Source organism: Rhizobium sp. 768_B6_N1_8 (assembly GCF_051811225.1).
Lineage (GTDB): Bacteria > Pseudomonadota > Alphaproteobacteria > Rhizobiales > Rhizobiaceae > Rhizobium.
The window spans coordinates 348,607-365,631 of sequence record NZ_JBPWPV010000003.1 but is presented as its reverse complement, the minus strand read 5'-3'; the positions used below and the strand labels follow the sequence as shown (position 1 = coordinate 365,631).

The window sequence follows — 17,025 nt, the reverse complement described above, 5'->3', positions numbered from 1 at the left end:
GATGACGATCCTGATAACGGGTGCGACAGGCATTGTTGGCGAGCGCCTTGTTCCTCGTCTGGTGGAGGCAGGTCTTGATTGCAGACTGCTTTTACGGGCAGGGAAAACCTGCCCTCCGGGAGCAACAGCCGTAACGGGCGATATTCTTGACCCTTCGACGCTTTCGGAGGCTGTGCAGGGCGTTTCGGCGATCGTGCCTGGCCGCCGTCTTTCGCAGCCCGGATATCGATCTGATCTGGAGGAGTAATCTAGAGGGCACCCGCAATTTGATCGCCGGCGTAAAAGCCGATGCCCTTGGCGCCCGCTTCATTATGGCGAGCACGTCGAATGTCTATAACAGGAATTCAACCCAGCCAGGCCGGGGGACCGATAGTGTCGAGCCGCAACAAGCCTATCCCGCTAGCAAGGTCGCAGCCGAGGAACTGCTGCGCGAAAGCGACTTGAACTGGTCGATCTTACGGTTCCCATTCGTTTATGGTGACGGCGACGGCCACCTGGAAATGCTGTCAAAACACCTGGTCACCTTTGGCTTCCATCCCGCCAATCGGATGAGCACCATACATCATCGCGATATTGCGACGGCGATGAGATTGGCGCTGGCGGGCGCCTTCGATGGCCGGATCGTCAACATATCCGATGAAGCGCCGACGACGGTCTATGAATTGGTGGGACTCGCGGGCCACAAGATGGAACCCTCGTGCGAGCCAATGCAAAACCCCTGGCACCTCCACGTCGATGCATCGCTGGCGCGGATTCTTGGTTTCCAACCGACTGTGAGGACCGTTTACCAGGCCGTGCAAGAACAGATCCTGTGAAAGGGGAATAATAGCCGAGGCCCGCTCCAGTTAGGTGTCGTGTTTGTTTGGGATTGCTCGAGGAATAATGACCTTGGTGGAACCACCGACGGTGGTCGGTCGTCTAACACCTGAAAGCTGAAGCAAGGAGGAAAAGATGGCAACGCCTTTTGCCATCCATGTTCCCGACCAACGACTTGATGAGATCAGGCGCAAGGTCGAGGCCTATGACTGGGATCAGCTCCCGGACGCGGGAGGCTGGAGATCCGGGCCGGGGCGCTCACCAGTCGGATCGATGACCTGGCCGGCGCCGGAGGTCGAGGTGCATCCCGCCAGCGCCGAAGCCGCCGTCATCGCCGAGATCGACAGAAAAGCTGCAGCGGGATTTTGTTTTCAAGGCTCACGCTCATCCCTGGTCCTGCCACCTGCGCAGATCCGTCTGGTCGTGATACCCCATGCGGTCGGGCGTGGTGATAAATTCAATCGTTGTGCCCCATGGCATGCGGCAATAGCAGACCTTGTTTCCAGGACCTTTTTCGGTTGCATAGGGAATAGCGCGTGGCGCGGTAAGGGGTGTGCCTCCGGCCTTTTCGAAGCGGTCAACCGATGCGTCGATGTCGTCGGTGTAGACACCGACGTGTGTAATGCCGAAGTCGCTCGCTCGAACGGGCTGGGCTTGTTCGGGTCCGTGCATTTCGAAGAGCTCGATGTCCGGTCCGGTTCCGATTTTGACCATCGCCTGGGCACGCACGACCGTACCAGGGAACGCGCCAGTGGCGCGCTCGAATTCTGGTCCCTGACGCGGCGGATCCTGCGGTCCGAAGGACTGATAGATCACCTCGCCGCCAAAAGCTTCCACCAGGAACGATTTTGCTGCTTCGATGTCGGGCACCGTGATGCCGATATGATTAACGCCGCGAATGACAGGTGCGGTCATGATAGCTTTCCTTTCTTGTTGAAATCGACGAACGCGATAGGTGCTGGCGAAACTCGCCTGCAATGTTGTGCTCCGCCCGCCCGCGCCGGAGCGGTGCAGAATTTTAATTGGCCTTGAGAAAATCGATCAGAGCTGCCGCTACTTCATCCGGCCGCTCGTCCGCGACATAGTGGCTACACCGCGCAATCGAGCCGCCTGTTACATTGCTCGCAAACTCCTTAAGCATCGGAACCATATGCGCACCGAAGCGCTGCTCCCCGCCGAGACCGAGTACCGGTATCTCGAGCGGTTGCTTTTTGTACCCGAGTGCGGCCGCATGGTCGGCTGTTAGGGTACGATACCATTCCATGCCGCCGCGCGTGCGGCCAGGAAGGGCCATTGCTTTCGCGTAGATCTCGATGTCCGCCGGATTGAAGGTGCTGTGATCGTAGAACCGCTCAGCCATGAAGGCCGAAACATAATCATATTCACGGCCGTGGATCAGGCGCTCCGGTAGATCCCGGTTCATATGAAAACTGAAGTGCCAGATCCTTGCAGTCGTCGCCTCCCATTGTGTCCAGCCGGGAAGCGGAACGTCGAGGACGGCCAGATGGGTAACAGCCTCCCGATAGGTGGCCGCCTGCGGCAACGCCACCATTCCGCCAATGTCATGGCCGCACACGGCGTAGCGTTCATGCTCAAGTGCAACCATGACCTCGTGCGCGTCGCGCGCCATCGTCGCCTTGTCATAGCCGTCAAGCGGGCAGTCGGAAAAACCCGCGCCGCGCAGATCCATGGCCACCACGCTAAAATGCTCGGCCAGTAGCGGCATCACATGGTGCCATTCCCACCATGTTTCCGGCCAGCCGTGTAGCAAAAGGATCGGCGGACCGGAGCCCCCGGTGACAGCGTTGATCTTGATGCCGTTCACCGGCACCAGCTGCTGGGTAAATCCCTTCAAAGTTGCGATCATGACAATGTTCCAGTCGATGTTAAAGTTCAAAACAGAGGTTGCGGCCAGCGCTCAGTGCTGGTCGAAATTGGTGGCGATGGTGATGTCGCGCCAGGCGTCGATATCGCTTCGAAACGAAGCCAGCTTTCGCTCGGCGATCGAATGCGCGACGGGACCGAGCAGCAGATGAAGCGGGGCGTTGTCGGCATTGAGTGCTTGCAGGATCCCCGCGATCGCCTTGTCTGGATCGCCTGCCTGATTGCCGTTGTTGGTTTCGCGATAGTGCTTGCGCGAAGTCGCGGCGTATTCCGGCATCTCGTTCGCCACCATCGTGATCGAACGTCCAAGGAAATCGGTGCGAAACGGCCCAGGCTCGACGATCAGCACGCGGATGCCGAACGGCTGAAACTCGCCGGCGAGCGCTTCGGAAATTCCTTCCACGGCAAACTTGGCGGCGTTGTAATATCCGCCGCCTGCGATGCCTGCACCGGATGACATGTTGACGATCGTTCCGCCCGAGCGTCGCAGGACGGGTGAGGCTGCTCTAGTGGTTTCGATCAGACCGAAGACGTTCACCTCAAACATCGGCCGATATTCTTCGGGGGTGCCTTCCTCGATCGCACCGAACAGTCCGTAGCCGGCATTGTTCACGAGCACATCAAAGCCGCCGAATGTCTCGACCGCCTTGCGACCACTGCCCTGGCTGCCGCCGCATCCGTCACGTCGAGCGGCAACGCGATCATGCGCCCGCCGAAAGGCTCAGCCATTTCCTCGATCGCTTTGACATTGCGGGCCGTCGCGATGACACGATCCCCGCGCTGTGCTGCAGCGAGCGCGAGCCGCTGTCCGAAGCCGCTTGAGCAGCCTGTGATGAGCCACGTTTTCATGACTTTTTCTCCGAGTTGCTTTCAGACGATGCCAAGCTGTCGCCGCCACGGACCGTCATGTCGGCCATGATCGACCAGTCCTTCTCGCCGAGGCCTGCCGAGACGGCTTTCTCGACCCCCTCGCGGACAGCTTCAAGCATCGGGAGCGTGCGTCCGATCGCCTTGCTGGCCTCAGTCGCCAGGCGCATGTCCTTGAGTGCGAGCTTGGCTTTGAAACCGGGCTCGAAGGACCGTTCCGTGATCTGCGCGCTGTAACTCTCATAGGCGCGTCCTGAGAAAAGGGTGCCCAAGATGAGTTCAAAGAAATCTGCTCGGTCGAGCCCGACGCTCTCGGTCAGCACGACACCCTCCGCCATTGCCTCGATCGCCATGGCGATCATCATGTTGCAGGCAAGCTTTGCCGCGTTCGCCCGAGCGGGGTTCTCGCCCAGCTTCCAGACCTTTTTGCTGAGGGGAGCGAGCAACGGCTCGATCGCGGCAACGGCATCGGCCTTCCCGGCCGCCAGAATGTTGAGCTGCCCACTCGCGGCTACGTTCGGTCGCCCAAGAACCGGTGCGGACACATAGCCAAGGCCCGCTTCTTCGTGCAGCAGCTCCAGGTCTCGCGCAAATGCGACCGAGATTGTCGATGTGACCACGTGGATCAGCCCTGGTCGCGCGCTTGCGAGCAGGCCGGCATCGACGATCACCTCTTGAATGGCGGGGCCGTCGGATAGCATCGTGAAGACCACGTCAGCCTGAAATACATTCGCCGTGAGTTCGACAAGCGTCACCCCGGGAATGCTATCCTGGGCGAGCTTGCTACGGTTCCACGCCCGGACATTGTGGCCCGCCTTCGCCAGGTTAAGGGCCATTGCCGAGCCCATACTGCCGAGACCGATAAATCCGATCTGCATGTCTTATCTCCCGTTCAGATGAGAGCTGTGCGCGGAGGGTCGGACTCATGCTGTCGGGCGATCGTCCGGTCGCTACCTTGCAGGCGATGGCAAAAATTTAGGTACTTAAATTTGTTCTTTAAGTGACATAAATGTATTCTCGGCGTTCAGTTTTGTGCAGGTGCGGCGATGGAGTGGAGTGACGTCAGAATCTTTCTTGCTGTTGCTCGATCTGGCACGCTCGGCGGAGCCGCGCGTTCTCTTCAGACGAGCCATCCGACCGTCGGGAGGCGCCTGCGCGCACTTGAGCAGGCGATTGGTCACACGCTCTTCCAGCGGACTGCGGACGGTCTCGTACTGACCGAAGAGGGCCACGGCATCATCGCGCTGGCGGAGCAGATGGAAGAGGGTGCACTGGCAATGGAACGCCGGCTTGCAGGGCGGGAGCAGAATCTCAAAGGCAGTCTGCGCATTTCATCAGCGGACTGGTTCGGGGCCTATGTACTGCCTCCCATCCTGGCGGATTTCTCGACCGCCTACCCCAATGTCGACGTCGAGATCCTGACCGGCACGCGCCTGTTCAGCCTCGCCCAGCGGGAGGCCGATGTTGCTTTTCGCATCGTTCCGTTCAACACTGCCGATGTCGTTCAGCGGCGGCTCTTCAGGCTGGAATACGGCGTCTATATCGCCGAGGAGTCGCCTGATCCCAAATATGGCGACGGGACTGGTTTCCGGCTGATTACTCACGATACGTCGACCGGGCAGTTCCCCGATATCGCTTGGCTCATGGAAAGTTTTCCCAACGCGAGACCAGTCCTGCGATCAAATAACCGCAACGTCCAGGGGCGCATGTGTAGGCAAGGCGTCGGGATCGCCGTCCTGCCCCGCGTAGTCGGCAATCAGATCGCCGGTATCCGTAGACTGGAACTGCCCACGACGCCGCCCGCGCGAGACATCTGGATGGGATATCACCGAGACCTACGACGTCTTCAGCGTCTTCGTGCGTTCATCTCGACCGTCTCAGACCATCTGGTGAATGCGGCCGCGTGATGAGCGGCCCGGTCAACCAATCGAATGTCGGCCGATATCAGTCGAGTTAGTCTCGGACCCGATCGTATTCTTCTTGCGCGCGCTCAAGCTCCGGACCGTAGGTCATGGACCAAGCGTAGAGCGCCTCGAAGGGTTGCTGAAGGGAGCGGCCGAGCGAGGTGATGGTATATTCGACGCCGACCGGTGTCGTTGTCGTGAGCACTTCACGACGAATGAGTCCATTACGCTCCAAGCGCTTCAATGCGTCGGCGAGCGCTTTGTGCGTGATCCCGTCCAGGCGCCGCATGATCTCGTTAAAGCGTGACGGCCTAGTACACAGGACGGTCAGGATCAGGACCGACCACTTGTTGGCGATCTGCTCAAGCACGGGCCGCGCCTTCTCAACGTCAAGCAACGCCTCGGCGGAGACAGCTTTGTGGCTATGGGACGAGCAAGCTTTGATGAGCGGACCTTCTTTCATTGCGGACATGGATATACTCCTCGATATCTGCTTTACCTGTAGTGCGTAATTGACCGTAGGTATAGAGGATATATCTTGGCTTCATCAGTGTTGATGGAGTTAACATGAGCAAATTAGCAAACAAGATTTCCCTCGTTATCGGCGGTGTCGGTGGCATCGGCGGCGCCATTTCTAAGAGGTTCGCCAGCGAAGGAGCGCAGGTCTACGCGACCAGCCGCAAGGGCGCGGAGAGCCAACCAGACTTAGCCGGCATGGGCAGCATCCACACGATCCAGGCGGATGCCAGTAACAGCGCCGATCTTCAGCGCGTCTTTGAGCAGATACGATCGGAACAAGGCCGCATCGACGTGCTTGTCGTGAACGCGGGCCTATCCGAATACGCACCCCTTGAAGACATTTCCGAGGATCATTTCGATCGGACATTTGGCCTGAACGTCCGAGCCCTCGTATTCGCAGCACAGGGTGCCATCGACATCATGCGGCCCGGCGCGACGATAGTGCTGATCGGCTCCATCGCGGGCGATATAGGCACCAAAGGATATGGCGTCTATGGGGCGACCAAGGCCGCGGTCCGTTCGTTCACACGCACATGGGCGAACGAGCTTGCTCCTAAAGGTATACGCGTTAACGTTGTCAGCCCTGGACCGACCGATACGGCGATGATGGCGGCGGCCTCACAGGAAATACGAGACGCACTGTCCAGTATGATCCCCCTTGGGCGCATGGGTAGACCTGACAAGGTGGCGGCAGCAGCCCTCTTCCTTGCAAGCGACGAGAGCAGTTTTACCACCGGTGCAGAAATAGCCGTTGATGGAGGTATGGCTCAGGTCTGATGGCTGCCTTCGACGGCGCCGGAAACGAGCCCGAAGCGCCGGTTTCGAGTCGACCGCGTAGAAATCAGACGCCCAGGCGCAAGGATCGTCCGTTTGTCATCAGCCGCCTTCTGGGCTTCGATCTGTGCCGGGGCAGCCGATGTCGACGAAGGTGTGGTCTGGATCCAGATCTTACGCGGCTTCAATGCCTCGGGGATCTCACGAACAAGCTCGATCGACGGAAGACCGTTGCTGAGGTCGGCCCCGTCACCCGGACATGGTCGGCAAGTTCGAAACGGTGTTCGAACGGACGCCCGGTAATGCCGCGATGCAGACACCCATCTGCTGGTACTTCCTGCTTTTTGCCGGTGACCATCAGCAGATTGGACTGAAACGTGATGTCAAGATCGTCCTGGGCAAAGCCTGCGACCGCGATCGAAATGCGGTAGCTGTCGTCGCCGGTCCAGACGATGTCATAGGGCGGCCAGTCGTTGGTCGAACGGGCGCCGGGCGTCTTCGAGGAGATCGAAGACCCGTTCGAAGGCAACGCTCGAGCGGTAAATAGGTGCGTAGTCGTAAGATGCCATAGCCATATCCTAGGAGCAACATGGGTACGGGAGTGCCAAAAGCGGCGCTCCGGCAAAGCCAGCCCTGATTTCAGCGGACGGTGGAATTCAATTTGTGTCTTGCCGTTTTTCCGATTCAAGATCTGCTGAGACAAAAATGAACCGCCCGCGAGCCGAGCTCAGGAGCGCCCTTGTCTTGTCGCCTCCGATATTCATGCACGCCGCGAGGTCTGGGTGCGCTTCCCATGTGTAGTCAAGAAAGAACCTCTCGGTGCGCCGTCCAATATCGTGCGCACCGGTGACGAGTTGGGACGGCCGGTTAATGGACTGCCCGACTGAGAACGCGATGCGGGTACGCCGCCTTGAACTGCGAGATCATTGCGCACGCCTGTTGCAATACCCGCTCAGTCGTTTCGGGATTGTCGCGTGCGAGTTCATCGGCGTTTATGCGGATCGCTTCCGCCATATTGGCAGACATCAAAGCGAACCGCCCTTCACCATAGACCTGAGCCTCCTGCGAAGCGGTCTCAAGCCATCGGGCGAAATCGACGATGATCTCTTCCCTCTCCGGGATGCTGGCGCTTCTGATGATATTGATGGTCTCTTCCATGTGGTCTCACTCCATGCAGACGTGGGAAAGCGACCGGGCTCATCAAGCCCCGATCATCACGTGAACTAGGAAGTGGAAAATCCGGATTCAAGATTCAGTTCAGCTTGAACTCGCCTTCGACACGACGCCATTCGTTCGGCCCGATCAGGCGCTGATGGCTGTAGCGGACGGAATGCAGCGGGCCATCGAGGCTCTCCTGCCAGAAGTCCAGGAACTTGTGCATCTCGGGAAAATCGGGCGCCAGATCGTAGTCCTGCCAGACATAGGTCTGCAGCAGGGATTCGAAATCGGGAATGCGGTAAAGGATATGGGCGGTGGTGAGACCATAGCCATTGAGCTGGCGTTCCAGGTCGGATGAAAATTGCATGCTCATCTCCGTTTCATGACCTTTGAAATTTGCCGCAAGAATTTGCGGCTATCAACGGGTTTGTCAACGAGTGAAGCCAGTTTTGTGTTCCCTTCCAGTATGTTAGCAGCACCTGTTGTGGATTGCTAATTTTTTCTCTTTGCCCTCTTGAAATCGAAAAATCGCAAAACCAGATCATTTCGCGCAAAACGCTCGATGGAGGTTTTGCACCCGCCCGGACTGGTCATCCGGTCCGGCCAGGGGATTGCGTCATCTTTTTTGTCCGATGGAGGAAAACATGTCGTTTAGACCGCTGCATGATCGCATTCTCGTCCGCCGCGTCGAAACGCAGGAGAAGACCCGGGGCGGCATCATCATTCCCGACACCGCCAAGGAAAAGCCGCAGGAAGGCGAGGTCATCGCCGTAGGTCCCGGCGCGCGCAACGAGGCCGGCCAGGTCCAGGCCCTCGATGTCAAGGCAGGCGATCGCATCCTGTTTGGCAAATGGTCTGGCACCGAGATCAAGATCAACGGCGAGGATCTGCTGATCATGAAGGAAAGCGATGTCATGGGCATCATCGAAGCCCAGAGCGAGCAGAAGAAGGCTGCCTGAGCATCCGGCAATCAACCCATCAGTCAACAATAGCTGCCTATTGAGGAGTTAAAGAAATGGCTGCGAAAGACGTGAAATTCAACATCGATGCCCGTGACCGCATGTTGCGAGGGGTCGATGTTCTGGCCAACGCCGTGAAGGTGACGCTCGGCCCGAAAGGCCGCAACGTCGTGATCGACAAGTCCTTCGGCGCACCGCGCATCACCAAGGACGGTGTTTCGGTCGCCAAGGAAATCGAACTCGAAGACAAGTTCGAGAATATGGGCGCGCAGATGCTGCGCGAAGTTGCTTCGAAGACCAATGACATAGCCGGCGACGGCACGACGACGGCAACCGTTCTTGCGCAGGCGATCGTCAAGGAAGGCGCCAAGGCGGTCGCTTCCGGGATGAACCCGATGGACCTGAAACGCGGTATCGACCTTGCCGTGGACGCGGTCGTCAAGGAATTGAAGACCAACGCTCGCAAGATCTCCAACAATGCAGAGATTGCCCAGGTCGGCACTATCTCGGCCAATGGCGACGAGGAAATCGGCCGCTATCTCGCCGAAGCAATGGAGAAGGTCGGCAATGAAGGCGTCATCACCGTCGAAGAAGCCAAGACCGCTGAAACCGAGCTCGAAGTCGTCGAAGGCATGCAGTTCGACCGCGGTTATCTCTCGCCCTACTTCGTGACCAATACCGAGAAGATGCGCGTCGAGTTCGAGGATCCTTATATCCTGATCCACGAGAAGAAACTCTCCAATCTTCAATCGATGCTACCGGTCCTGGAAGCCGTCGTGCAGTCCGGCAAGCCGCTGCTGATCATTGCTGAAGATGTCGAAGGCGAGGCCCTTGCAACCCTCGTCGTCAACAAGCTGCGTGGCGGCCTAAAGATTGCCGCTGTCAAGGCTCCGGGCTTCGGCGACCGCCGTAAGGCCATGCTGGAAGACATCGCTATCCTCACGGGCGGCACTGTGATTTCCGAAGACCTCGGCATCAAGCTCGAGTCCGTCACCCTCGACATGCTCGGCCGCGCCAAGAAGGTGGCGATCGAGAAGGAGAATACCACTATCATCGATGGCGTCGGTTCCAAGGCCGAGATCGACGGTCGCGTTGCACAGATCCGCGCCCAGATCGAGGAAACCACTTCCGACTACGATCGCGAAAAGCTGCAGGAACGTCTTGCCAAGCTCGCTGGCGGCGTTGCCGTCATCCGCGTCGGCGGTTCCACTGAAGTCGAGGTCAAGGAGAAGAAGGACCGCGTTGATGACGCGCTGCATGCCACGCGGGCGGCTGTCGAGGAAGGTATCCTGCCGGGTGGCGGTGTCGCGTTGCTGCGCGCCGTCAAGGCGCTCGACAATCTTAATACGGCCAACCAGGACCAGCGTGTCGGCGTTGAGATCGTGCGGCGCGCAATCGAATCCCCGGTGCGCCAGATTGCCGAGAATGCCGGCGCAGAAGGTTCGATCATCGTCGGCAAGCTGCGCGAGAAGGCCGAGTTCTCCTACGGCTGGAACGCCCAGACCGGCGAATACGGCGATCTCTATGCACAGGGTGTCATCGATCCTGCAAAGGTCGTACGCGCAGCACTCCAGGACGCGGCCTCCGTCGCCGGCCTTCTCGTGACAACCGAGGCCATGATCGCCGAAAAGCCGAAGAAGGACACTGCTCCGGCCATGCCCCCTGGCGCAGGAATGGACTTCTAAGAAGTGATCGGTAAGGCTCGTCCCAGCCGCCGCGGGGCGAGCCACTCGCGGAGAAAACATGAGTTTGCCATCGAAAGAAGATGCGCGCCTCTGCGCCAGTGTCGTGAAAGAGGTTGCCCGCTCCAAAGGAATAACGGGCGAGCCGGCCTCGATCGGTCGGCTGACCGCGACGGTCGCCAGGCTCTTCAGCAGGGGCGTGCGAGACCGGGACAGTCTGCTGTCGCAAGCAATGGCAATCACCGAAATTCCGGTGGCGCACGAGGAGCACCGTCCGCTTCTTGCCGAGCTCCGGCACATCACCACAGGTACCATCGCTTTATCTATGGAGCCAGAAAATGAGAGAGGACATCAACAACAGTAGAACGAACCATAGTACCGAAGCAGCAATCAGCGCCGCGCAACTGCTTCATCCGTCCAAGCATTTTAATCACCCCCGTGACGTGCTTGTTGCCAGCGATATCGGCGATGACGCAAAACGCGCCATTCTCGCATCGTGGGCATCCGACCTCTTTGCCATCGAGTCCATTCCGGCACTTCGTCTTTATCCCGGCACGGATAAAGCCGTCTCTTATGACGAGATCATCGAAGCGTTGAAGACTCTGGACCAGTCTGATTGGCAATCCGAGGAGCAGGGTGCATCCAATTTCCTCGACATGCAAAGAAGCCGTTGCCGTCGCTCGCCGTCGCGCCGGTTTGGCGGCGTTGGTCTGTGCAGCTACCGGAAAGGAGACCACCGCCGACAGCCGTTTGAGATCTAAACACTGCCACCAGCTGCCGTGTGCCTGTTCGAGGACGCGGGCATGATTTTTGCCGACGACTCTTTGCTCAATTGAGGAGGTTTTGCCGATGAAGATCGCTCAGATCGCACCCCTTGCCGAGAGTGTTCCGCCCAAGCTCTATGGCGGCACGGAACGGATCGTTTCTTATCTGACCGAGGAGTTGGTCCGTCAGGGCCACGAAGTTACCCTATTCGCAAGCGGCGACTCTGTTACGGACGCCAAGCTAGTGGCATGCTCGGATGTCGCGCTCAGGCTTAACCCGGCTGTCCGGGATCACCTGCCACACCAGGTAGTGATGCTGGAGGAAGTTCGCAGGCGCGCCCATGAATTTGACGTCCTTCACTTCCACGTCGATCTCCTGCATGTCCCATTGATCCGGGATCGGCCAGTGGGATGGGTGCACTGAGAGTCACGCCTCATCCCACGGAGCTTTGGTGGACATCGTGCGTTTCAGACGCTCATTGGGCTGTGCGGGTGCGTCCAGTCGGGCAAGGTATTCGGCATAAATTTCGGGGCTAACCGTGAATATGGTACGGTCAAGCAGCACCTCCTCGGCACGGCGCTCTGAAGCCTCCAGCATGAAATCCGTGCGCGTCTTGCCGAGCAATTCGGCGGCGCGGTCGATCAAGTTGCGGGTCGCAGGCTTGATACGCATATTCAACGGCACGCTGGCGTCCTGGCTTTTACTTGTACGCGAGGGGGTGGGCATAGAAATCTCCTGTCTCCACCAATCGTATAGCGTAACGACATCATCTCACAAGCGCCGTAAAGATGATGTCGTTACAAGTTCCGCTTTGGTGTTTTGGGGTCGAAGTCCAGCTCAGGTGAGGTGACGACATCGGTGTGCTGGACATCCTCGCCTGGATCGTTCTCGTCGTGCTCGTCCTCAGCACGGTCGCAGCGTTGTCTTCCTCGCCATGCTTCCAGGCATGATTGCCACACTCGGAACCATCCATGGGCGCAGGCAGTGACCATCGGAGGATGGGTCACGCTGTTCCTGGGCTGTGCGCTCTGGCCCCTGGTGCTCATCTGGGCCTATGTCGGATGGCTTGATGGCGATGTCGTGGCCGCTCTCCGTAACTTGTCCGGCACATCCTAGCTGGGATCGACGGTATCCCTTGGCCACGGTCCTCGTCATCGAGGGATGTTCACTAAAGGGTGGATTACCGCCAGACGGTCCGAGCTCTTGAGGAGAGGTGAACCGACGAGCGGCCAATATTGGCGGTGATCATTTCGTCATAACAAGGGTTTGTGGGGTCGAAGCAAACCGGTAAGACTTTCTTGATGTGAAAGTACCCCAGTCTTCCGCAGTATCAAGAATGCGGTATGCCCACTCCTCGAATTGTCGGTCATGGTTTTCCATCATCCGCGTTGCGGGCTTACATCGCGTGGCTCACCACTAATGGGATGGTCCGCCTCGCCCCTGCGCTTCATTCCCTGGTCCTTTCGATAGGCCAGAGCTTACTTCATAACGCATTACTTCAACGGGGCAAGTCATGCGCCAACCGTCACAAAATCGATTGGTCGATACCGCCTTACATATTGTCGATGATCGACGGCACGCCCTCGGAAACCTCGGGAGGTCGCGCGGCATTTTGGATGGCCGGTATAATGTCCTCCACCCGATCGACAACGATTGGCTGGATCAGATGGCGGCTATGCAAAAATCCAACTTTTTCCATGTGTTCGATCATGGAGAGCATCGGATTCCAGAAGCCCAATATATTGGCGAAGACCATAGGCTTCCGATGCTGTCCTAGCTGCGCCCAGGTCATGATTTCAACGATCTCTTCGACAGTGCCTATCCCACCCGGCAACGCGACAAAAGCGTCGGAACGTTGGAACATGGCGTGTTTACGCTCATGCATCGTCTCGGTAATGGTCAAATCATCGAAAATCCTGAGCGCATCAGCGGTCGATTCGCGATTTGTCAGAAACTTGGGGATGATAGCGCCGACCTTGCCGCCGTTTTTCAGCGCTGAGAGGCCGACGGCGCCCATCACGCCGTTGGTGCCACCGCCGTAGATCAGTTCCAGCCCCGCCTTGGCGATGGCAGCACCTAATTTTTCACCGGCTTCAACGAACGCAGGATCGTTGCCCGGTGAAGAACCACAATATACGCAAATCGAATGAATGTTTGTCATTGCATCATAAACGGTAAGGCAGAAGCTCTAGTCAAGAGACGGGATGTTCCGCCGCGTTGGGTCCGCCCTCCCCTCGTCACTCGGCGAGCGCTGAGACCCTCGGAACACTAGAGCGAAGGGAGCGACGACGAGACCGTTCTTATGAACTGTCCCGGGACCGACCGTCACAGCCAAAGCTCGCTATTCGGCCACTTGAGCCCCAACAACGCTGATCTATATGCATCTCACCGCTTATTCATGCTGCATAGGTAAGACATGTCTGAAACATCAGATGAAGTGGAGACGATCGACACGCCGCGCATTTCCACCGGGGTCGCGGGCCTTGATGTGATCCTTGAAGGTGGCTTGGACGAAAACCGGCTTTACCTCTACGAGGGCCGCCCCGGCACAGGCAAAACCACGATAGCCTTGCAATTTCTTCTCGAAGGCGCTCGGCAAGGGGAGCAGGTGCTGTATATAACGCTGTCGGAGACGGAACGCGAACTGCAGCTCGTCGCCAAACGCCACGGCTGGTCGCTCGACGGCGTCAGCCTCTTCGAGCTTGTTCCCCCGGAAACGACGCTCGATCCGGATCGCGAGCTGACGGTGTTTCATCCGGCGGAGATGGAACTGAACGAGACGACGAAGCTCATCCTCGACCGAGTGTCCGAGCTCAACCCAAAGCGGGTCGTCATCGACAGCCTGTCCGAGTTGCGTCTGCTGGCCCATAGTCCTCTGCGTTACCGGCGGCAAGTGCTCGCGCTGAAGCACTATTTCACCAGCCGACAGTGTACGGTCATTCTTCTCGACGATTTATCGTCTCAGCAAAACGACCTTCAGCTCCATTCCATTGCGCATGGTGTCGTCTTGCTGGAGCAGACCGCGATCGACTACGGCGCGGAACGTCGCCGCCTTCGCGTCGTAAAGATGCGCGGGATCAAGTTTCGCGGGGGCTACCATGATTTTATCATCGAGAAGGGCGGGCTCCACGTCTTCCCCCGGCTGATCGCAGCAGATCACCATCTTGCGTTTGAGGAGGAGTTTACCTCGAGCGGCATCGCAGAACTCGATCAGATGCTGGGTGGCGGGCTCGAGCGCGGGACGAACGCCTTGTTTCTCGGCGCGGCCGGGGTGGGAAAATCGTCGCTCGCCCTGACCTATGCTCTGGCGGCCGCCGACCGTGGCGAGCATGCCGTCATCTATGCTTTCGACGAAGGGCGTGGAACCCTGCAGGCGCGGGCCAGGACTCTCGGCTTCGATTTGCAGAAACATTTGCAAAGCGGGATGATCCGCTTGCAGCAGATCGATCCGGCGGAAATGTCGCCAGGCGAATTCACGGCCAACGTCCAGAGAAGCGTCGAGAACAATGGTGCCCGCGTCATCGTCATTGACAGCTTGAACGGTTACATGAATGCAATGCCGGACGAGCGTTTCCTGATCCTGCAGATGCACGAATTGCTGACCTATCTCGGGCAGCGCGGTATCATGTCGATCCTTGTTCTCGCTCAACATGGGCTCGTCGGTCCTCTCGAAGCGCCGCTCGACCTGAGCTACCTCAGCGATGCCGTTGTGATGCTGCGTTATTTCGAGGTGCACGGCACGGTTCGCCGCGCGATCTCGGTCGTCAAAAAGCGAAGCGGCCAGCACGAGCATAGCGTTCGCGAATTCAGCCTGTCGGATAAAGGCATTTGGCTTGGGCCACCGACGGCCGGCTTCATTGGCGTGCTGGCGGGATCGCCCCATTTTACCGCAGCTCCAGCAGTAAATTCAGTTGACGGACGTGATGGCGTTAAGTGAATCCGAGCCCGAACCCGTTCTCGTCTTTGCACCGGTGGGCAGGGATGCGGCCGCGTCCGTCGAGCTGCTCATGCGCAACGGGATCGCTGCCAAAGCATGCGGTGATCTTTACGCGTTTGTGAGAGAACTTGAAGCCGGCGCATCAGCAGCGTTTCTTGCCGAGGAAGCGCTGTTTGGAACAAATGCCAGCTCGTTATACAAATGGGTCGCCGACCAGCCACCGTGGTCGGACCTTCCCTTTATTTTGCTCACCAGCCGCCAGGAGCAGATGGGCATCGAAGGGTGGCGGCAGGACGTGATCGCCAAGCTGCGCAATGTGGCGCTTCTGGAGCGACCGGTCCAGGCGCTCACGCTCGTCAGCAGCTTGCAATCAGCACTTCGTGCAAGGAAACGGCAGTTGCAGCTGCGCGCGCTGCTTGAGGAACGCGAGCGTTCGGCACAGCAGCTTGAGCAACTCGTTGTGGCCCGAACCGAGGCGCTTGAAGCAGCTAACACAGCTCTGCGGGACCAGATACGCGTCCGGGCCGAAGTCGAGGAGAAACTTCGTCAGGCTCAGAAGATCGAAGCCATTGGCCAGTTGACAGGGGGCATCGCTCACGACTTCAACAACCTGCTGATGGTCATTTCCGGAGGCCTCGAAATGCTCGATCGGCAGGCGGACCCGGCGAGGCGCAAGCGGCTGATGGACGGCATGCGGCAAGCTGCTGAAAGAGGATCGGGCCTGACACGCCAGCTGCTGGCTTTCTCCCGGCGTCAGGAGCTCAAACCGCAAACCATCAACCTGGCGCGCCAGATCGGCGGCATGCGGGAGTTGCTGGACCGTAGCTTGAGGGGCGACGTCCACGTCGTCATTGATCTCTCACCAGACTTGTGGCCGGTCGAAGTCGATGCCAGCGAACTCGAACTCGTGGTTTTGAACCTCGCGGTCAACGCGCGCGACGCGATGCCGAAGGGGGGCACGATCAAGATTACCGGCGAGAATAAAGCGGCACGGGCAGAAGCTGACGGTCACGGCGACTTTGTTCGCCTCGTCGTCGCTGACGATGGCTCCGGAATGACGCCTGAGGTGCAGGCGAGGGTATTCGAGCCCTTCTTCACGACGAAAGATATCGGCAAGGGATCGGGTCTTGGTCTCGCGCAGGTTCACGGCTTCGCTCAGCAGTCCGGCGGGACGGTCGAGATAGAAAGTCAAGTTGGGAAAGGAACCACGATCTCGCTACTGCTACCGCGCTCCTCAAACCGTCCAGCGTTTGATCAGCACCACCTGGTCGATCTGCATGTCGCAAGGCGGCGAGCAGAAGCTGCCGGTAACGTCCTGCTGGTCGAAGACGACGACGAAGTCGCGGCGCTCGTTGCTGAGATGCTCGACGAGCTCGGATTTGAGGTGGTGCGGGCAGCGTCGGCTGCAGCTGCACTTGGCGCCTTGGCCAACGGCCGCAGCGTCGACCTCGTGTTCTCTGACATCATGATGCCAGGCGGGATGAACGGTGTGGAGCTCGCGAAGGAGATCCGGCTCCGCCGGAGCGATTTGCCCGTCCTGCTCACTAGCGGTTATTCCGAGGCGGCAAAACAGGACGCGGAGGCACAGGGGATCAAGATCCTGCGCAAGCCCTACCAATTGGCGGAGCTCGAAGAGGCCCTTCGGCGAACCATGGCCGGTGGAGACGGAAATTGAGGGTGCAACAAACAACAGCGGGAGCGGCTCGACGGGTATCTGCTCATCCAAGAAGGACCGTGTGTCCTTTCGCCAGTCATGTGTG

At 58.7% G+C, this 17,025-nt stretch carries 19 protein-coding genes and 3 pseudogenes; 12 read left to right on the top strand and 10 right to left on the bottom strand.

The window, feature by feature from the left end; genetic code table 11:
- Window position 1: 1 nt before the first annotated feature.
- Together AB8B33_RS36360 and AB8B33_RS36355 are read left to right on the top strand one after the other, a co-directional pair.
- Window positions 2–247, top strand: coding sequence for an SDR family oxidoreductase (locus AB8B33_RS36360; protein WP_439019190.1), 246 nt, complete (start codon window positions 2–4; stop codon window positions 245–247).
- Window positions 248–266: 19 nt separating this feature from the next.
- A complete protein-coding gene (locus AB8B33_RS36355; protein WP_439019189.1) occupies window positions 267–815 on the top strand; it encodes an NAD-dependent epimerase/dehydratase family protein in 549 nt (182 codons plus the stop codon).
- 385 nt (window positions 816–1,200) lie between these two features.
- On the opposite strand, the gene AB8B33_RS36350 is transcribed toward AB8B33_RS36355, so the two are convergent.
- The 4 genes and pseudogenes from AB8B33_RS36350 to AB8B33_RS36335 form a co-directional block, all read right to left on the bottom strand.
- Window positions 1,201–1,731, bottom strand: a complete 531-nt coding sequence (locus AB8B33_RS36350) for a VOC family protein (protein ID WP_439019188.1) — start codon at window positions 1,729–1,731, stop codon at window positions 1,201–1,203.
- A gap of 103 nt (window positions 1,732–1,834) precedes the next feature.
- The gene (locus AB8B33_RS36345) at window positions 1,835–2,683 is read right to left on the bottom strand and encodes an alpha/beta fold hydrolase (RefSeq protein ID WP_439019187.1); all 849 of its coding nucleotides are present in this window, start codon (window positions 2,681–2,683) and stop codon (window positions 1,835–1,837) included.
- A gap of 51 nt (window positions 2,684–2,734) precedes the next feature.
- A pseudogene (locus AB8B33_RS36340) lies at window positions 2,735–3,549 on the bottom strand (oxidoreductase).
- A complete protein-coding gene (locus tag AB8B33_RS36335; protein ID WP_439019186.1) occupies window positions 3,546–4,445 on the bottom strand; it encodes an NAD(P)-dependent oxidoreductase in 900 nt (299 codons plus the stop codon). Before AB8B33_RS36335 ends, AB8B33_RS36340 begins: the two are co-directional and overlap by 4 nt.
- Before the next feature lie 168 nt (window positions 4,446–4,613).
- Here AB8B33_RS36335 and AB8B33_RS36330 point away from each other — a divergent pair, with 168 nt between their 5' ends.
- Window positions 4,614–5,474, top strand: a complete 861-nt coding sequence (locus tag AB8B33_RS36330; protein WP_439019185.1) for a LysR family transcriptional regulator — start codon at window positions 4,614–4,616, stop codon at window positions 5,472–5,474.
- Window positions 5,475–5,520: 46 nt separating this feature from the next.
- On the opposite strand, the gene AB8B33_RS36325 is transcribed toward AB8B33_RS36330, so the two are convergent.
- A complete protein-coding gene (locus tag AB8B33_RS36325) occupies window positions 5,521–5,943 on the bottom strand; it encodes a winged helix-turn-helix transcriptional regulator (RefSeq protein ID WP_439019184.1) in 423 nt (140 codons plus the stop codon).
- Window positions 5,944–6,038: 95 nt separating this feature from the next.
- Here AB8B33_RS36325 and AB8B33_RS36320 point away from each other — a divergent pair, with 95 nt between their 5' ends.
- Complete coding sequence (locus AB8B33_RS36320) at window positions 6,039–6,767, top strand: SDR family NAD(P)-dependent oxidoreductase (RefSeq protein ID WP_439019183.1); 729 nt, start codon at window positions 6,039–6,041, stop codon at window positions 6,765–6,767.
- Between the two features lie 101 nt (window positions 6,768–6,868).
- Here the strand turns inward: AB8B33_RS36320 and AB8B33_RS36315 are convergent.
- The 3 genes and pseudogenes from AB8B33_RS36315 to AB8B33_RS36305 all read right to left on the bottom strand — a co-directional run.
- A pseudogene (locus AB8B33_RS36315) lies at window positions 6,869–7,333 on the bottom strand (Hsp20 family protein); the annotation flags it as partial.
- Between the two features lie 298 nt (window positions 7,334–7,631).
- Window positions 7,632–7,922 carry a hypothetical protein gene (locus AB8B33_RS36310; protein ID WP_310388840.1) on the bottom strand — a complete coding sequence of 97 codons (291 nt, stop codon included), beginning with the start codon at window positions 7,920–7,922 and terminating at the stop codon, window positions 7,632–7,634.
- A 94-nt stretch (window positions 7,923–8,016) separates the two neighbouring features.
- Window positions 8,017–8,289: an usg protein gene (locus tag AB8B33_RS36305; protein ID WP_113321192.1), complete on the bottom strand. Its 273-nt coding sequence runs from the start codon at window positions 8,287–8,289 to the stop codon at window positions 8,017–8,019.
- A 277-nt stretch (window positions 8,290–8,566) separates the two neighbouring features.
- On the opposite strand from AB8B33_RS36305, the gene AB8B33_RS36300 reads away from it, so the two are divergent.
- The 5 genes and pseudogenes from AB8B33_RS36300 to AB8B33_RS36280 all read left to right on the top strand — a co-directional run.
- Entirely contained in the window at window positions 8,567–8,881 is a 315-nt protein-coding gene (locus tag AB8B33_RS36300; RefSeq protein WP_310388834.1) for a co-chaperone GroES, read from the top strand.
- Window positions 8,882–8,937: 56 nt separating this feature from the next.
- Window positions 8,938–10,566, top strand: coding sequence for a chaperonin GroEL (gene groL / locus AB8B33_RS36295; RefSeq protein WP_113321190.1), 1,629 nt, complete (start codon window positions 8,938–8,940; stop codon window positions 10,564–10,566).
- 58 nt (window positions 10,567–10,624) lie between these two features.
- The gene (locus AB8B33_RS36290; RefSeq protein ID WP_439019182.1) at window positions 10,625–10,927 is read left to right on the top strand and encodes a hypothetical protein; all 303 of its coding nucleotides are present in this window, start codon (window positions 10,625–10,627) and stop codon (window positions 10,925–10,927) included.
- On the top strand, window positions 10,902–11,324 hold the full coding sequence (locus tag AB8B33_RS36285; RefSeq protein WP_439019181.1) for a hypothetical protein: 423 nt from the start codon (window positions 10,902–10,904) through the stop codon (window positions 11,322–11,324). The genes AB8B33_RS36290 and AB8B33_RS36285 overlap by 26 nt, the downstream gene beginning before the upstream one ends.
- 88 nt (window positions 11,325–11,412) lie before the next feature.
- A pseudogene (locus AB8B33_RS36280) lies at window positions 11,413–11,748 on the top strand (glycosyltransferase); the annotation flags it as partial.
- Between the two features lie 6 nt (window positions 11,749–11,754).
- On the opposite strand, the gene AB8B33_RS36275 reads toward AB8B33_RS36280, so the two are convergent.
- On the bottom strand, window positions 11,755–12,054 hold the full coding sequence (locus AB8B33_RS36275; protein WP_439019180.1) for a DUF1778 domain-containing protein: 300 nt from the start codon (window positions 12,052–12,054) through the stop codon (window positions 11,755–11,757).
- Window positions 12,055–12,312: 258 nt separating this feature from the next.
- Between AB8B33_RS36275 and AB8B33_RS36270 the strand changes: the two genes are divergently transcribed.
- Window positions 12,313–12,444: a hypothetical protein gene (locus tag AB8B33_RS36270; protein ID WP_439019179.1), complete on the top strand. Its 132-nt coding sequence runs from the start codon at window positions 12,313–12,315 to the stop codon at window positions 12,442–12,444.
- A gap of 436 nt (window positions 12,445–12,880) precedes the next feature.
- Here the strand turns inward: AB8B33_RS36270 and AB8B33_RS36265 are convergent, their stop codons facing one another.
- Window positions 12,881–13,489, bottom strand: a complete 609-nt coding sequence (locus tag AB8B33_RS36265) for a TIGR00730 family Rossman fold protein (protein WP_310384334.1) — start codon at window positions 13,487–13,489, stop codon at window positions 12,881–12,883.
- A gap of 255 nt (window positions 13,490–13,744) precedes the next feature.
- On the opposite strand from AB8B33_RS36265, the gene AB8B33_RS36260 reads away from it, so the two are divergent.
- Window positions 13,745–15,265: an ATPase domain-containing protein gene (locus AB8B33_RS36260; RefSeq protein WP_439019178.1), complete on the top strand. Its 1,521-nt coding sequence runs from the start codon at window positions 13,745–13,747 to the stop codon at window positions 15,263–15,265.
- Window positions 15,252–16,940, top strand: coding sequence for an ATP-binding protein (locus AB8B33_RS36255; protein WP_439019323.1), 1,689 nt, complete (start codon window positions 15,252–15,254; stop codon window positions 16,938–16,940). The genes AB8B33_RS36260 and AB8B33_RS36255 overlap by 14 nt, the downstream gene beginning before the upstream one ends.
- The last annotated feature ends 85 nt before the right edge of the window (window positions 16,941–17,025 follow it).

Excerpts from the sequence above, each read along its gene's own strand:
- AB8B33_RS36360 (WP_439019190.1), top strand. The coding sequence starts at position 2 with ATGACGATCCTGATAACGGGTGCGACAGGCATTGTTGGCGAGCGCCTT.
- AB8B33_RS36350 (WP_439019188.1), bottom strand. The coding sequence starts at position 1,731 with ATGACCGCACCTGTCATTCGCGGCGTTAATCATATCGGCATCACGGTG.
- AB8B33_RS36345 (WP_439019187.1), bottom strand. The coding sequence starts at position 2,683 with ATGATCGCAACTTTGAAGGGATTTACCCAGCAGCTGGTGCCGGTGAAC.
- AB8B33_RS36335 (WP_439019186.1), bottom strand. The coding sequence starts at position 4,445 with ATGCAGATCGGATTTATCGGTCTCGGCAGTATGGGCTCGGCAATGGCC.
- AB8B33_RS36330 (WP_439019185.1), top strand. The coding sequence starts at position 4,614 with ATGGAGTGGAGTGACGTCAGAATCTTTCTTGCTGTTGCTCGATCTGGC.
- AB8B33_RS36325 (WP_439019184.1), bottom strand. The coding sequence starts at position 5,943 with ATGTCCGCAATGAAAGAAGGTCCGCTCATCAAAGCTTGCTCGTCCCAT.
- AB8B33_RS36320 (WP_439019183.1), top strand. The coding sequence starts at position 6,039 with ATGAGCAAATTAGCAAACAAGATTTCCCTCGTTATCGGCGGTGTCGGT.
- AB8B33_RS36310 (WP_310388840.1), bottom strand. The coding sequence starts at position 7,922 with ATGGAAGAGACCATCAATATCATCAGAAGCGCCAGCATCCCGGAGAGG.
- AB8B33_RS36305 (WP_113321192.1), bottom strand. The coding sequence starts at position 8,289 with ATGCAATTTTCATCCGACCTGGAACGCCAGCTCAATGGCTATGGTCTC.
- AB8B33_RS36300 (WP_310388834.1), top strand. The coding sequence starts at position 8,567 with ATGTCGTTTAGACCGCTGCATGATCGCATTCTCGTCCGCCGCGTCGAA.
- groL (WP_113321190.1), top strand. The coding sequence starts at position 8,938 with ATGGCTGCGAAAGACGTGAAATTCAACATCGATGCCCGTGACCGCATG.
- AB8B33_RS36290 (WP_439019182.1), top strand. The coding sequence starts at position 10,625 with ATGAGTTTGCCATCGAAAGAAGATGCGCGCCTCTGCGCCAGTGTCGTG.
- AB8B33_RS36285 (WP_439019181.1), top strand. The coding sequence starts at position 10,902 with ATGAGAGAGGACATCAACAACAGTAGAACGAACCATAGTACCGAAGCA.
- AB8B33_RS36275 (WP_439019180.1), bottom strand. The coding sequence starts at position 12,054 with ATGCCCACCCCCTCGCGTACAAGTAAAAGCCAGGACGCCAGCGTGCCG.
- AB8B33_RS36265 (WP_310384334.1), bottom strand. The coding sequence starts at position 13,489 with ATGACAAACATTCATTCGATTTGCGTATATTGTGGTTCTTCACCGGGC.
- AB8B33_RS36260 (WP_439019178.1), top strand. The coding sequence starts at position 13,745 with ATGTCTGAAACATCAGATGAAGTGGAGACGATCGACACGCCGCGCATT.
- AB8B33_RS36255 (WP_439019323.1), top strand. The coding sequence starts at position 15,252 with ATGGCGTTAAGTGAATCCGAGCCCGAACCCGTTCTCGTCTTTGCACCG.